Source organism: Pseudomonas sp. ML2-2023-6 (assembly GCF_037055265.1).
In the GTDB taxonomy this organism is placed as follows: Bacteria; Pseudomonadota; Gammaproteobacteria; order Pseudomonadales; family Pseudomonadaceae; genus Aquipseudomonas; species Aquipseudomonas kulmbachensis.
Window position 1 is genome coordinate 2,690,113 of record NZ_CP146347.1, and the last position, 14,230, is coordinate 2,704,342.

Genomic DNA, 14,230 nt, shown 5'->3' on the forward strand with positions numbered 1-14,230 from the left:
AAATCCCTTTGACAGACTCCTGGCAGCGAGTTAATTTTTTGCTACTGGTCTGACAAGTAGTTTTAAATGTATGACCAGACATAAAAACAAGTGAGAACAGCATGTCCCATCCAGATATTTCTCCTGCTACCTCCCAACAGTCACGGTCCGATGCAGCCGTTTTCCAGCACAGTGCCTATGCCGGTATCGACGGCAAGGTGGTGGTCGTAACCGGCGGCGGTAGCGGCATAGGCCTGGCCTTGGCCGAAGGCTTTGCCCGCAACGGCGCGCACTTGCTGCTGATCGATATCAATGCCCAGGCCATGGCGGACGCCAAGAGCGCGTTGCAGCACAATTTTCCGTCGACACGGGTTGAATGTTTCCTGGCTTCGGTCACCGACGAAGCTGCTGTCGAAGCTGCCTTCGCTCACGCCAAGGCGTGTTTCGGGCGTATCGATGTGTTGCTCAACAACGCGGGCGTATCGATCAACAAACCGTCCCTGGACATCACTCCCACCGAATGGCGTCGGGCCATCGAGATTAATTTCAACAGCGTGTTCTTCTGCGCCCAAGCGGCAGCACGACACATGATCGACCAACAGAGCGGGGTGATTATCAACACCTCGTCGATGTGGGGCGTGTCCCATTCCGCGGATCGCACTGCGTACTGCGCAACCAAGGCCGCTGTGGTCTCCATGACCAAGTGCCTGGCGGTGGAGTGGGCCGGGCATGGTATCCGCATGAATGCCATCGGCCCGGGCTATACCCGGACTCCGCTGGTGGAAGAACTGCAACGTGCTGGCCGCCTGGACGTCGAAGCCCTGCGCAAGCGCACACCGCTGCAACGCCTCGGTGAACCGGGCGAAATGGCTGAGCTGGCGCTGTTTCTGGCCTCCAGCAGCGCGACCTTCATCACCGGGCAAATTTACGTATCGGACGGCGGCTGGACCGCTAACGGCTTCTAGTTCGCCCTCGTTGCGCGGGCCCGCCGTGGCCTGTCGATTCAAGTCATTTGTGGAGAAGTGAAATGCCGAAAAGTGTTGCCTTGTCGCCGGCCTCGCCGTGGGTCGAGCTCAGTTCCACTGACGCCGATTGGAAGCAGGCCGATCCTGCGTTGCTGGGCACCATGCTCAGCCAATTACACCTGATCCGAGCCTTTGAAGAGACCGTGCTGGAATTGGCAGGCGAAGGCCTGGTGCATGGTCCGGCGCATTCGAGCATCGGTCAGGAAGGAGGCGCGGTAGGTTCGATCGTTGCGTTGGGCGCGGCGGATGAAGTCAATGGTTCGCACCGGGGGCATCACCAGTTTCTGGCCAAGGCGCTGGTGTACCTGATGCCCACTGGTATCGACCCGAAATCGCCTGTCACTGCGCCGATCCAGGATTTGCTGCAACGCACCCTGGCGGAAATCCTGGGCCTGGCCCAGGGGTTTTGCAAAGGCCGTGGTGGTTCGATGCATCTGCAGTGGGCCGAGGCTGGTGCCCTGGGAACCAACGCTATCGTCGGTGGCGGGGTACCGCTGGCAGCCGGTGCCGCCTGGGCCCATCGGCATGCCCGGACCGACACCGTGGCGGTGACCTATTTCGGTGATGGCGCGGTAAACATCGGTTCGGTGCTGGAAACCATGAACCTGGCAGCGGCCTGGAAACTGCCGCTTTGTTTCTTCATTGAAAACAATCTGTACGCGGTCTCCACCACGGTTGAGGAAGCCACTGCCGAGCCACGTCTGTCGGCGCGCGGGCTGGGTTTCAATATCCCGAGCTGGAAGGTCGATGGTATGGACCCGCTGGCGGTCTACCTGGCCATGCAGCAAGCGCTGGCGCATATGCGCGCGGGCAACGGTCCAACCGTTATCGAGGCTGATGTGTACCGGTTCTTTCATCAAAACGGACCGTTCCCTGGCAGCGCATTCGGTTACCGCAGCAAGGAAGAAGAACAGAGCTGGCGTGCCCGTGATCCGTTGGAGCGTCTGGCGCGGGAAATGAAAAAACGCGACCTGATCGACGACGCCGGATTGGCCGATCTGCGTCAAACCATCAAGCTGGCTATGGTTCAGGCGGCTGCCGCATTGCTCGAAGCCGACCCGGCTGGTAAACCGGGCAAACGACGGATTCGTCCCGAGTTGTGGCCGTCGCCGGACTTTCGCGATGTCGGTATTCGTGGTGACCTCAGTGAACTGGCCTCTGCCCGCACCTGTGAACAGGCGACCTATAGCGGTGGCCTGGAGCCACGCAAGTTCATCGACGCCATCGCCGATGTGATGAACAGGCGCATGGAAACCGATGACAGCATTGTCGTCATGGGCGAGGACGTACACCGTCTAAAGGGCGGAACCAACGGCGCCACTCGCGGCCTGAAAGAGCGTTTTCCGGAGCGCATACTCGGCACCCCTATCAGTGAAAACGCTTTCTGTGGGCTGGGTGGCGGTATGGCCCTGGATGGGCGTTTCAAACCGGTGGTGGAGTTTATGTACCCCGACTTTATGTGGGTCGCCGCCGACCAGGTATTCAACCAGATCGGCAAGGCCCGGCACATGTTCGGCGGGCAAAGTGACGTACCACTGGTGCTGCGTACCAAGATTGCCATGGGCACCGGCTACGGTTCGCAGCACTCCATGGATCCGGCCGGAATCTACGTGACCAATCCGGGCTGGCGCATCGTTGCGGCTTCCACGCCGTTCGACTACATAGGCTTGATGAACACCGCGCTGGCCTGCAAGGACCCGGTGCTGGTGATCGAGCACGTCGATCTGTACACCCAGAACGGCGAAGTGCCTGTGGACGACCTGGACTATCAGATCCCGTTCGGTACTGCCGCCGTGCGCCGTGAAGGTCGCGACCTGACCATCCTTACGTACTTGAGCATGGTCGGGCACTCGCTGGAAGCGGTGGCACAGACCGGTATCGATGCCGAAGTCATTGACCTGCGTTTCCTCGACCGTGCCAGCTTTGACTGGGCCACGGTCGAGGCGAGCATTCGCAAGACCAATAATGTACTGATCGTCGAGCAGGGCGCACGGGGGACTTCCTACGGCGGTTGGCTGGCTGACGAACTGCAGCGCCGTTGCTTCGACTGGCTCGACCAACCGATCCAGCGCGTGACCGGTGGCGAAGGCTCACCAAGTATTTCAAAAGTCCTGGAGCGCGCCGCCTGTGCCCGCACCGAGGAAGTGATCGAAGGCCTGCAACAGGTCATCCGTGAAAAAGGGGCACACCAATGAGTATGAATATGCTGGTTCCAATGGAAGTGGGAATTTGCTGCGTCGATCTCCCGGCCCTCAGCCGTTTTTATCAGAATGTGTTGGGTTTTACCTTTGTCGCCCAGGTACATATGCCCGCTGCCGCCGCGCAACAGGTCGGTCTGAGCGAAGGCGGCTACAGCGTGGTGCGTCTGCAGACGCCCTACGGTGAACGGATCAAGCTGCTGGCACCTGAGCGGGTGCCAACCCGGCATGAACAGGGGTTGATCCTCGACCGCCAGAATGCGAGCTACCTGACGTTCATTGTCGAAGATATCGCCACTCTGGTGGCCGACCTGAAACATGCCGGCGCGAGCTTTTTCGCCGGTGATGCGCCGATCCAGCTGCGACCTGACGTGAAGGCTCTGTTCTGCCGAGACCCGGAAGGCAACGTGCTGGAACTCGTGGAATACGCCGACATCGCCGCCTACCGTCCCGACCTGTTCAACGACCGGAGTGCCTGATGGCCAAGCTCTTACATATGCCGGAGGTGTCGGCCAACGCTACCCACGCCGCGATCCAGAACTGGACCCTCAAGGAAGGCGACACGATTAGCGCCGGTGATTGCATTGCCGAGATCGAAACCGAAAAGGCGCTGGTCGAACTGGCAGCCGAAGAAGATGCGGTGCTGGGCAAGATCCTGGTCGAACCGGGGCGTGAGGTGGAAGTGGGGGCTCCGATTGGGGTGCTGTTTGCCAGAGGCGAAACTAATGTCGATATTGCGGCGCTATTGGCCAAGGCTGGTGCGCTGTCGGCGGCCAATGAACCGGTGGTGGATGCACCTGTGCTCCAGCCTCGGGCCGAGGTGGCACCTGCGATTGACGTCTGTCATAGCGAGCGCATCTTCGCCAGCCCTCTGGCCCGCCGCCTGGCGGCGGCCAAGGGCCTTGACCTGACGAGCCTCAAGGGCAGCGGGCCAAACGGGCGCATCGTCAAGCGCGACGTCGAGGCAGCACCCGCTGCCAATACAGCGCTCGCGTCGGTGGCGGCGCCGGTATCGGCTATCGACTTTGATGAAGTCCCGCACAGCAGTATGCGCAAGACCATTGCCCGGCGCCTGGTGGAGAGCAAGGCCACGGTCCCGCATTTCTATCTCGAGCTGGAGTGCCGGATGGAGCCTCTGCTGGCCCTTCGCGAGCAGGTCAACCGTACGGCATCGAGGAAGATTTCGATCAACGATTTCATCGTCAAGGCGGTGGCCGTCGCCCTGCGGCAAGTTCCGGCAATGAACGTAACCTGGACCGAGACGGCGCTGCGCCGCTATCACCAGGCGGATGTCTGCGTGGCGGTCTCCACTGATAGCGGCCTGATTACGCCAGTGGTGCGCAATGCCGACAGCAAGGCTCTTTCGCAGATCAGCGCGGATGTGGCGGAGCTGGCCGGGCGTGCCCGCGACGGCCGTCTGCGCCCCGAGGAATACCAAGGTGGCAGTTTCACTATCAGTAATCTGGGAATGTTTGGCGTCGAGCAGTTCAGCGCCATCATCAATCCACCCCACGCGGCGATTCTGGCGGTGGGCGCAACGCAGCTGAAACCGGTGGTTGAAAACGGTGAGTTGACGGTCGGTTCGGTACTGCGTTGCACCCTCTCGGTGGATCATCGGGCCGTGGATGGCGCACTGGCGGCGCAATGGCTGGCAGTGTTCAAGGGCCTGCTGGAAAACCCGTTGGGCATGCTGATCTGAGGGAGTTGCCATGAGCGAAATAAAATTTGATGTGATCGTCGTGGGTGGCGGTCCCGGCGGTTATGTGGCGGCCATCCGCGCCAGTCAGCTGGGGCTGCGCACGGCGTTGGTGGAAAAGGCGCAGTTGGGTGGGGTCTGCCTCAACTGGGGCTGTATTCCGACCAAGGCCCTATTGCGCAGTGCCGACGTACTGCGCCTGATCGGCAATGCGAGCAGCTTTGGTATCGAGGTCGCAGCGGCCAGGCCTGACCTGAAGGCAATCGTCAAGCGTTCCCGCGATGTGGCCGCCCAGTTGCATCGGGGTGTCAGCGGGTTGATGAAAAAGCACCGCGTCCAGGTGTTCAACGGACATGCGCGACTGGATGGGCCGCAGCGGCTGAAAGTGACCGGGGAGAAGGGTGACTTTAGCCTGTCGGCGCCGCACATTATTCTGGCAACCGGTGCCCGGGCACGGGTACTGCCGGGCATGGAGCCGGACGGTAAACATTTCTGGACCTACCGCCAGGCGCTGGTGCCGGACAGCGTGCCCAAGCGGCTGGTGATCATCGGCGCGGGTGCGATCGGTGTCGAGTTCGCCAGTTTCTATCACGCTCTTGGCGCTCAGGTCAGCCTGGTGGAAATGGCTGAGCGGATTCTCCCGATAGAGGATCAAGAGATCAGTGCCCATGTGGCGCAGGCCCTGACTCGTGACGGTATCCGGCTGTACACCGGCTGTGCGCTGCAAAGCAGCAAGGTGGAGCAGGGCATAGTGCAGTTGCGTCTGGAAGGAAAGAGCAATGAAACGCTGGAGGCCGACGTAGTGCTGGTGGCTGCGGGGATTGTCGGTAACGTTGAGGAACTGGGGTTGGAAAGCACTGGGGTCAAGGTGCAGCACACCCATGTATTGGTGGATGAGTTTTGCCGCACGGGCGAGCCGGGCGTATACGCCATTGGTGATCTTGCCGGGGCGCCGTGGCTGGCGCACAAGGCCAGTCACGAAGCCGTGCTTTGTGTTGAAAAAATCGCGGGTTTGAATCCCCATCCATTGGATTCCCGGAGCGTGCCGGCCTGTACCTATAGCCACCCGCAAGTCGCCAGCGTCGGCTACACCGAAGCCCAGGCGCGCAGTGCCGGCAAGACGATCAGGGTCGGCAAGTTCCCCTTTGCGGCTAACGGCAAGGCGATTGCCATGGGCGCTACGGAGGGTTTCGTCAAGGTCGTGTTCGACGCGGCCAGCGGCGAGTTGCTGGGCGCCCATATGGTCGGCGAGGAGGTTACCGAAATGATTCAGGGCTACGCCATCGCACGGGGGCTGGAGACCACAGAGGCTGAACTGATCGACAGTATCCTGCCACACCCGACCATGTCCGAAGCCATGCATGAAGCGGTACTGGCAGCCTACGATCGTGCCCTGCATGGCTGAGCGCAGCATGGATTGCGCTCCTTTCTGCGGCCGCTGGGCGGATGGGGCAGACGAGTTTTCGAAGAGCTTCCTCGGCTTGTAAGTCGCCCTGAGCCGGGCCCCATCACTATCAGGTTACAGTGTCAGGGCCCGGGTTCGGGCCTGAACCACCGCCTCTATTACCTGGCAGACTCCGGCCATATCCTCTGTACTCAATATGTTGAGCGTTTTAAGTGCTTCGCTAAAGCCCTCTGCGCGTTCGCATGCCATGCGAACTTGCAGGGTGTTTTTAGCGCCCTTGATAGCATTAAGTTGACGGTGCAAGCCGACACGAACCGCGTCGGGCATGCAAAGAGTTATAAAGGAACCAACACCTTTGCAGTAACGTATGCTCATCGCTTTATATACCCAGTCCATGTGATTTTAAAGCTGACACTAAGGGTGTTCTATTGGCGCTGCTTGTAGTGTTTTGCACGCTTGCCAAGTGTGATTTATCAAGATTTTTATATATGTTTGCGGCAGGTCAGTTCAGGTCTTTAAAGCGCTTGGCTCAAGGCTTTTATGCCTTGTTTGCACTGTTTTAGTGCCTGCCGGGCTGCGTTGTAGTTCGCAGATTCTCGGTAGGTAATGTGCCGGGTCTGGGCGGTCAGGGGTGTCACAATAAGTTCATTTAATGTTGGCCGTCTTAGTGTGTACCGCCTATCAAGTATTATTGCGGAGGTTTTATGGGGTGGGTAGTTATACTTTTTATATAACTATTTAGTTTTGATAGCTTCGGAGTTGGTAACTGCTGGGTGTCCGCTGACAGCTGAAATCGGTGGATTAAGGGGGGCGTCATTCAAGCCCTGCCAGGTTGGCCGTTAGCCATGCCCTGTGTACTGCGTGCGTGAACCGGGTAGCGAGCTGCCCGGCAAGCGTTTGGCTGCTGATTCGTTATAGCTCGAATCTAGTCTCTTATTCCTTAAAACAAGTACAAATAGATTTTATAGTACGTTTTAATCTATCAAGGTGGCTGAAGTGATTGGCGTGCTGGTCTTTGAAAGCAATAGCGCTCTTACCCTTGAACCAACGATTTTTTTCGCACTCGGCTCTATCTCACGTGGGCAGTTTTATTCGGTTTGTGCCGCCTCGAACGCAACTTCGGCAAAGGTCCGTAAATCAGCGGTCAGCCTGCCCATTTAATTATTCTACTTTCAGGAAGAACGATGTCTGATCCAAAACCTCTGTTGTTTGCGCTCTATGAGCAAGCGAGTGTTGGCTGTGGTGGCGCCCCCAGCCTCTGGACACACCCGGCTGACGAGCGATTGAGCATCAACTCTTTAGGGTACTGGTCGAATCTGGCGCGTATTGCCGATCAGGCGCATATGGACATGCTGTTTTTCGGAGATGTCCTGGGCTTCTACGATGTGTTTGGCGGTAATGCCGAGGCTGCGATGAAGTGGGCCGTGGAAGCACCGGCAAACGACCCGTTGATGATTATTCCGGCACTGGCGGCAGTCACCGAGAACCTGGCCTTTGGCGTCACGGTGACTACCAGCTACGAGCATCCGTTCACCCATGCCCGGCGTTTCAGCACATTGGATCATCTGACCAATGGCCGGATAGGCTGGAATATCGTGACGTCGTACCTGTCGAGTGCCGCTCGAAATTTCGGCCTGGAACAGATGATCAAGCATGACGATCGCTATGAGCGTGCGGAAGAATTTCTCGACGTAACCTATAAGCTTTGGGAGGGCAGTTGGGCCGATGATGCTGTGGTCGCCGACAAGGCGCGTCAGCTTTATGCGCGTGGTGATCGCGTGCGTCCGATCAACCATGTCGGGGAGCATTATCGCGTAGCCGGGCCGCACTTGACGGCTCCGTCGCCGCAACGTACACCGCTGCTGATCCAGGCAGGCTGGTCAGGTCGTGGACGTGAGTTTGCGGCCAAGCACGCGGAACTGATCTTCGTTGCCAAGTCTAACCCGCATGAGATCCGCCAAGGGCTGGAGGAGATCTGGGCTCAGGCCCAGGCGCGCGGTCGCGCGGCTGAAGATGTCAAATCGCTGACGGTGTTGCGCATCGTAACGGCCAAAACGGAAATTGAAGCCCAGCGCAAATATGATCAACTGCAGAGCAATTACCACTTGCAGGCGCAACTGGTCAGTTATGCAGGCGATACCGGTATCGACATCAGTCGCTACGCGGACGGTGATGCGCTCTCTACTCACACCGAAGGCATGACTTCCTATGTGATGCGTGCAGATGGTAGCGGTAAACCGTTAACGGCGGGTGACGTCAAACAACGTTTTGCCAACGTTACTCGTGGCAGCGATTTGATTCTGGTGGGCACCCCGCAACAGGTTGCAGACCGGATTGAGGAGCACGCTCGCATTTCCGGTACCAGCGGCTACATGCTCAACCCGTTGATCAGTCCTGGCAGTCTTGAAGACTTTGTAGAACTGATTATTCCCGAATTGCAAAAACGTGGCTTGTATCGCACCGAGCCTCAGAGCGGGACCTTGCGCTCGCGATTGCGCGCAGACGGCGCCAGTCACTTACCAGCGTCAGCTTATGGTGCATCGTTTCGTTTCGATCAAGTTTTATAGGGGGAATCTGCGCAGACCACCCATTTGCAGGCGCAGAGGCTTAAAACAAGGCAGGGGCAACTTCAGAAGGTTGTTTGGTAACCCGTACAATGCCGCTACTTTCGCTATTTGCCCCTGTTGCTGACGTTTTGATCCACCTCAAGGACCGCGCCGATGATTACCTCTCCTGACCAACTTCTTTTTCTGCCAGGTGCCTCCGGCAACACACAGTTCTGGCATCCAGTTGCGCAAAAGCTTGCCACTCGAGCGCAGAAGTTCCATGTGGGCTGGCCTGGTTTTGGCGATACACCCTCTATTCCTGGCGTGAACAGCATGGATGATCTGGTTGTGCGGGTGCTTGGCGATATCGATCAACCGACGGCGTTAGTCGCTCAGTCCATGGGCGGTATTGTTGCTGTGCGTGTGGCGCTTGAGCGCCCTGAACTGATCACGCATCTGGTACTGACCGTTACCTCTGGGGGTGTCGATATGTCCGCCCAGGGAGCGCAGGATTGGCGCGATGAATTTGCTGCCGATAATCCGACCTTGCCGCGCTGGTTTCTGGACGATCATACCGACCTTACGCATCGACTGGCCGAGCTGCGTATGCCAGTACTGCTTCTTTGGGGGGATTGCGACCCTATCAGCCCGGTTCGTGTCGGGGCGCGTCTTGCGCAACTCATTCCACGGGTTGAAATGCATGTGCTTGCCGGCGGCGGGCATGACCTGGGATTTACCCATGCCGGTGAAGTGGCCAGCTTGATCGATAAGCATCTGGCTTACTGATGCAATTGGTCCAAGCGGCTGTTCGCCTCTTGGACCTGGACGTCGCTGGTCTCGCTATGCCCTTGCTGAAACGACAACCCCCGGTTTTTCCGGGGGTTGTGTGAAGCCAGAATCATGCTTTCAGGCGTACGGGTTTCAGCCGTTGGAAACTTCGCCTGCCGGAAGGATTTCCTTGCTGCGCCAGTGCGGCAGCGAGTTCCAGTAGCGCTCGCCCTTGGCGTCGTCGTACATGCCTTCCCAACGCGAGATCACCAGTACTGCCAAGGCGTTACCAATCACGTTCAGGGCAGTACGGGCCATGTCCATCACACGGTCAACACCGGCGATAAAGGCCAGGCCTTCCAGCGGGATACCCACGCTGCCCAGGGTGGCCAGCAGCACCACGAAAGACACGCCCGGTACACCGGCGATGCCTTTGGAGGTGACCATCAGGGTCAGTACCAGCAGCAATTGCTGGCTGATCGACAGGTCGATACCGTACAGCTGAGCGATAAAGATCGCCGCGATACTTTGGTACAGCGTCGAACCGTCAAGGTTGAACGAGTAGCCGGTCGGAACCACAAAGCTGCAAATCGCCTTGGGTGCGCCGTAGGCTTCCATCTTCTCGATCACACGCGGCAGCACGGTTTCGGAGCTGGCAGTGGAGTAAGCCAGAACCAGCTCATCCTTGAAGATGCGCATCAGCTTGATCACGGAGAAGCCGAACAGCTTGGCGATCAGGCCCAGTACTGCGAAGGCGAAGAACAGGATGGCGGCGTAAACCAGCACTACCAGTTTGGCCAATGGCACCAGGGAGGCGAAGCCGAAGTTGGCAACCGTCACAGCGATCAGCGCGAACACACCGATTGGCGCGTAGTTCATGATCATGTGCGTGACTTTGAACATCGACTCGGACACGCCCTGGAAGGTTTTCACCAGCGGGTCGCGTAGTTCGGCGTTCAGGCTCGACAAGCCGAGACCGAAGAGCACCGAGAAGAAGATGATCGGCAGCATCTCACCGCGAGCCATGGCCGCGAAGATGTTCGAGGGGATCAGGTTGAGGATGGTCTCGATAAACGCATGTTCATGCGTTACTTCAGCAGCAGTGGCTGCATATTTGGAGATATCGACCGTGCCCAGGGTGCTCATGTCGATCCCGGCACCGGGTTGGAACACGTTGGCCAGCACCAGGCCGACCAAAATCGCGATGGTGGTAACCACCTCGAAGTAAAGAATGGTTTTAAGACCGATGCGACCGAGTTTCTTCGCATCTCCCACACCTGCAATACCCACTACCAGCGAAGAAATAACGATCGGGATTACGATCATCTTGATCAGGCGGATAAAGATATCGCCGGCAGGTTGCAGCACGTTACTGATCCACCAGGCCTTTTCGGCACTGAAATGGTTGAGCAGCGCGCCGATTGCAATCCCGAGGATCAGACCGATCAGGATCTGCCAGGCGAGGCTAAGTTTTGCCTTCTTCATATTATTTTTTTTTTACCTTTACTTCAGTTTGATGTAGTTAGGTGCCCGAACCGGAACGCTCAGCGACCGAAAAGCCTGTGCATCAGCTCCGGATAGGTCGCTCGGAAATCATGCTTAAAGCTCTCTGGCAGACCGTTTAGGCGGCGCGACTATTCCAATGCGCGAGAGCGGCGTCTAATGCTGTAAATGCCTACCCTATGCAGAATAAGCATGCATTTATCCAAAAAAAGCATAGGCACTGGCTGTTCGAATACGCCATTTCGGGGGGCATAAGTGCCGTACCCCGGCAATTACAGGGGGGCGAGCATTTTTGAATGACGCGATGAGGGGCTGAAGCTGCGGGGGCGGAAAACAGGAAAAGTTAAAAAAATGTGTAATTTAATCCTGTATTGGCTCGATGGCCGGAGTCCTTTGGCCATGACGGGGGCATCCGATCGGGCGGGACGGCAATGATACTGCGGTCAATTGCCGTCCACGTCTTTCGAATCATGGTCTGCGGCCTTGTACAGACCTGAGCCTGGATCTTTAGCGGTGTTTGTTCTTGTTTTTGTGCTTCTTGTTGCCTTTGTGGTGTTTGCCACCCGAGTCATGCCTGCTGCCATCGTCGGCAAGATTGTTGCCTATTGCCCCACCAGCAGCTCCACCAAGGCCAGCACCTATAGTGGAGCCGGTTGAACCTCCCAGTTTGTTACCGATGACCGAGCCACCGGCTGATCCGAGCCCGCCACCAATGGCTGCTTCGGTTTTGTTGCCTCTTGGTGCACCGATCGCGCCACCGGCAGCACCACCGACTCCGGCCCCAACAGCGGCACCAGTGGCCCCGCCTAACTGTTGCCCGACAATATTACCCAGCGCGCCACCAACACCGCCGCCGACTGCGGCGGTCCCGTCTCCAGCAGCCATTGCTCCTTGTGCGATCAGGATGCCCAGAGCAAGGGCAGGTAGTGTCATTCGCATTGTTATGTTCCTCGGGGGTAGAAATCAGGGCGCCCAGGAGTTCAGGCATGCCTGAGTATATAGAGGGGTTTTTGAACTCAAAGTTCGATGATGGCGCCAGGCAAAAATTGACAATTATTAGTTGTTCGCAACGAGTAACACCTCGCCTCAAACCGTGTTTATTTCAACCTGGAAATAAACCGGACATCTGCCAGCAAAATCGCTCAGGCAATCTGCGCGCCATTCACTCCGGGGCTTGCACTAAAGCGCTGGAGTTCCCCAAGTCCACACCTTGTTTCAGGAACTGTTGCCCAATGCGAAGAAGTACCTCGCTGCCACTGTTGGCTGCCCTCTGCGTTTTGCTTACCGCCTGTGCCGGCAAGACCGTCCAGCCTGAAGAGTATTCAGGCTTTCTTGATGATTACAGTCAACTGACGCCAAAGCAGCTGTCATCAGGGCAGACCGTTATGTCTTGGGTAAGCCCAGCACTTGAGAGCAAACATTACTCCGGCGTTTATATCGAGCCGAGCCAGTTCTATCCGCAACTGTTGCCTACCGAACGTGAGCCGCAATCGACACTTAACGCCGTGACTCATTACTACGATGCTGCGCTCAAACATGAACTGGGCAAGGTAATGACAATCGTCGCGGCTCCAGGCCCGGACACTTTGATTGTCAGGCCCGCTATTATCTCGGTCACGGCTAAAACTCAGAGCTTGAGGTTTTATGAGTTGTTGCCAGTTACCTTGCTTGCTGCCGGTGTCAGTACGGCTACCGGTATTCGCGACCAGGACAGTGAAATCAGCACCGAAATAGCTGTTGTCGATGCTGCTGATCAGAAGGTTTTGGCGCAAGTTGTGCGCAAAGGAACGGGCCTGACACTGGAAAATGACAAGCAGGTCATGACCCTGGATGATTTTAAGCTGGTGCTTGATGGCTGGGCCCTTGATATGCGGCGCGAGTATTTATCCAGCCGCAAGTAAAGGCGGTTACCGGAGCTTTCGCACGTTGATCACCAGTTGATTATCATCGGTAATAACGGGCGAAAGTCATGTGTCCGGTGGTGCAAGCCATGGTCGATTTCCAGCGTGATCAAGTGTTCCTCACCTTGAGTGAGTTTGAATCCGTCGACCAGGTTTGCGCTGTTCGCCGCTGTTGAGGCGCCATGGCAGTGGGGGCTACTAACGTTCACGGATGTGATTTCGTGGAATTCGTTGCGATGCTCGAGTGGTTGCGCTCTGGCTGCCGGAGCCTGATCGGGCCTTTTGGCAAATGACAGAAAGAACCACATCGGCTCGGACACGCAGGCCGTACCTACATCCACTTTCAGGCCCGCGGGCAAGTAAGTCGGTCGATAATCCCACGTAGTAAATGTTGGCGCCTGATTGTCTGCGCAAGGTCTAAAGCAAATACCGAACGGCGAAACCACGCCATCGGTACACGTCAGCCGTTCAAAAAGTCGGGTTGGCGCGGTCAGCGGACTTTGTGCCTGAGCCTCATCAGTGAGATGCAGAAGCTCAATAAAGGCATTATGGAAAAAGAACCTTCTATTTGCAGTGCCTTGACCGGGATGCACGTTCGGCGTCCCCTCCGAGAGGCCCAGCGACTTCATGGCGTCAGCCGCCTGCTGGTGATCTCTCACGCAAATAAAAACATGGTCTATTTCCATCTTAAAACTCCTTTAGCTGTCCTTGGCCTGGTTGCGCCTATCGAAAATGTGCAAGCGCTCTCCCTGTTTCAGTCGCGTGAGCAGGCACTGATAAATCTCGCAAGGCAAATGCGCCGCAGGGTTAGTGAGGCGCAGGCGGGTTACTCGACTTCAAGCGCGGCCTGAATCTGATCCGCATATTTGCTCAGCCTGCTCAGCTCCGACTGCAGCTGGGTGGCGCTGCTTGAGTTTAAAACTTTGGCCTGGATCAGCGTCAAGGCAGCGGCAACAGCTAGTTCTCGTTTGATCTGCGGGCTTGCAGCGCCAAAGGCAGTGTCGCCTCTGAGATTTTTGAAGTGCTCAGACATGCTGCTCTCCTTGTTATTGATTTGAACCTCAGCATTACCGCCAACCGGCCACTATTTCAAGTTCGTGGGGATCAATGGATAAACCGCATCCACCTGCGGTTTGAGAATAACCAGCGCTGTCATCTGTCCTCGCTTCAACGCATCGGCCCGCGACATGCCCGCGCATAAAACCTGCA

Annotated in this window: 12 protein-coding genes; 8 read left to right on the forward strand and 4 right to left on the reverse strand. The window is 57.3% G+C overall.

The window, feature by feature from the left end; all coding sequences use genetic code 11:
- The first annotated feature begins 101 nt into the window (after nucleotides 1–101).
- From V6L79_RS12410 to V6L79_RS12440, 7 genes are all read left to right on the forward strand, one after another.
- Entirely contained in the window at nucleotides 102–944 is an 843-nt protein-coding gene (locus V6L79_RS12410) for an SDR family NAD(P)-dependent oxidoreductase (RefSeq protein WP_261741798.1), read from the forward strand.
- 62 nt (nucleotides 945–1,006) lie between these two features.
- A complete protein-coding gene (locus tag V6L79_RS12415; RefSeq protein ID WP_338578859.1) occupies nucleotides 1,007–3,199 on the forward strand; it encodes a thiamine pyrophosphate-dependent enzyme in 2,193 nt (730 codons plus the stop codon).
- Nucleotides 3,196–3,681 (forward strand): VOC family protein, encoded by a 486-nt coding sequence (locus V6L79_RS12420; protein WP_261741800.1) that lies wholly within the window; start codon nucleotides 3,196–3,198, stop codon nucleotides 3,679–3,681. The genes V6L79_RS12415 and V6L79_RS12420 overlap by 4 nt, the downstream gene beginning before the upstream one ends.
- Entirely contained in the window at nucleotides 3,681–4,901 is a 1,221-nt protein-coding gene (locus V6L79_RS12425; protein ID WP_261741801.1) for a pyruvate dehydrogenase complex dihydrolipoamide acetyltransferase, read from the forward strand. Before V6L79_RS12420 ends, V6L79_RS12425 begins: the two co-directional genes overlap by 1 nt.
- Nucleotides 4,902–4,911: 10 nt before the next feature.
- Nucleotides 4,912–6,303: a dihydrolipoyl dehydrogenase gene (gene lpdA / locus V6L79_RS12430; RefSeq protein ID WP_321836817.1), complete on the forward strand. Its 1,392-nt coding sequence runs from the start codon at nucleotides 4,912–4,914 to the stop codon at nucleotides 6,301–6,303.
- Nucleotides 6,304–7,487: 1,184 nt separating this feature from the next.
- Nucleotides 7,488–8,870: an LLM class flavin-dependent oxidoreductase gene (locus tag V6L79_RS12435; RefSeq protein ID WP_338578860.1), complete on the forward strand. Its 1,383-nt coding sequence runs from the start codon at nucleotides 7,488–7,490 to the stop codon at nucleotides 8,868–8,870.
- Nucleotides 8,871–9,023: 153 nt separating this feature from the next.
- Nucleotides 9,024–9,635 (forward strand): alpha/beta fold hydrolase, encoded by a 612-nt coding sequence (locus V6L79_RS12440; protein ID WP_338578861.1) that lies wholly within the window; start codon nucleotides 9,024–9,026, stop codon nucleotides 9,633–9,635.
- A gap of 135 nt (nucleotides 9,636–9,770) precedes the next feature.
- On the opposite strand, the gene gltP is transcribed toward V6L79_RS12440, so the two are convergent.
- Nucleotides 9,771–11,102: a glutamate/aspartate:proton symporter GltP gene (gene gltP / locus V6L79_RS12445; RefSeq protein WP_261741805.1), complete on the reverse strand. Its 1,332-nt coding sequence runs from the start codon at nucleotides 11,100–11,102 to the stop codon at nucleotides 9,771–9,773.
- Nucleotides 11,103–11,627: 525 nt separating this feature from the next.
- Nucleotides 11,628–12,059 (reverse strand): glycine zipper domain-containing protein, encoded by a 432-nt coding sequence (locus V6L79_RS12450; RefSeq protein ID WP_261741806.1) that lies wholly within the window; start codon nucleotides 12,057–12,059, stop codon nucleotides 11,628–11,630.
- A 47-nt stretch (nucleotides 12,060–12,106) separates the two neighbouring features.
- Here V6L79_RS12450 and V6L79_RS12455 point away from each other — a divergent pair, with 47 nt between their 5' ends.
- Nucleotides 12,107–13,021, forward strand: coding sequence for a DUF3313 domain-containing protein (locus tag V6L79_RS12455; RefSeq protein ID WP_315968153.1), 915 nt, complete (start codon nucleotides 12,107–12,109; stop codon nucleotides 13,019–13,021).
- 29 nt (nucleotides 13,022–13,050) lie between these two features.
- Here V6L79_RS12455 and V6L79_RS12460 read toward each other — a convergent pair whose 3' ends face one another.
- Together V6L79_RS12460 and V6L79_RS12465 are read right to left on the reverse strand one after the other, a co-directional pair.
- Nucleotides 13,051–13,707 carry a VOC family protein gene (locus tag V6L79_RS12460; RefSeq protein WP_261741807.1) on the reverse strand — a complete coding sequence of 219 codons (657 nt, stop codon included), beginning with the start codon at nucleotides 13,705–13,707 and terminating at the stop codon, nucleotides 13,051–13,053.
- 140 nt (nucleotides 13,708–13,847) lie between these two features.
- A complete protein-coding gene (locus V6L79_RS12465; RefSeq protein WP_261741808.1) occupies nucleotides 13,848–14,054 on the reverse strand; it encodes a hypothetical protein in 207 nt (68 codons plus the stop codon).
- Nucleotides 14,055–14,230 lie beyond the last annotated feature (176 nt).

Coding starts and splice junctions, on each gene's coding strand:
- V6L79_RS12410 (WP_261741798.1), top strand. CDS start 102: ATGTCCCATCCAGATATTTCTCCTGCTACCTCCCAACAGTCACGGTCC.
- V6L79_RS12415 (WP_338578859.1), top strand. CDS start 1,007: ATGCCGAAAAGTGTTGCCTTGTCGCCGGCCTCGCCGTGGGTCGAGCTC.
- V6L79_RS12420 (WP_261741800.1), top strand. CDS start 3,196: ATGAGTATGAATATGCTGGTTCCAATGGAAGTGGGAATTTGCTGCGTC.
- V6L79_RS12425 (WP_261741801.1), top strand. CDS start 3,681: ATGGCCAAGCTCTTACATATGCCGGAGGTGTCGGCCAACGCTACCCAC.
- lpdA (WP_321836817.1), top strand. CDS start 4,912: ATGAGCGAAATAAAATTTGATGTGATCGTCGTGGGTGGCGGTCCCGGC.
- V6L79_RS12435 (WP_338578860.1), top strand. CDS start 7,488: ATGTCTGATCCAAAACCTCTGTTGTTTGCGCTCTATGAGCAAGCGAGT.
- V6L79_RS12440 (WP_338578861.1), top strand. CDS start 9,024: ATGATTACCTCTCCTGACCAACTTCTTTTTCTGCCAGGTGCCTCCGGC.
- gltP (WP_261741805.1), bottom strand. CDS start 11,102: ATGAAGAAGGCAAAACTTAGCCTCGCCTGGCAGATCCTGATCGGTCTG.
- V6L79_RS12450 (WP_261741806.1), bottom strand. CDS start 12,059: ATGCGAATGACACTACCTGCCCTTGCTCTGGGCATCCTGATCGCACAA.
- V6L79_RS12455 (WP_315968153.1), top strand. CDS start 12,107: ATGCCTGAGTATATAGAGGGGTTTTTGAACTCAAAGTTCGATGATGGC.
- V6L79_RS12460 (WP_261741807.1), bottom strand. CDS start 13,707: ATGGAAATAGACCATGTTTTTATTTGCGTGAGAGATCACCAGCAGGCG.
- V6L79_RS12465 (WP_261741808.1), bottom strand. CDS start 14,054: ATGTCTGAGCACTTCAAAAATCTCAGAGGCGACACTGCCTTTGGCGCT.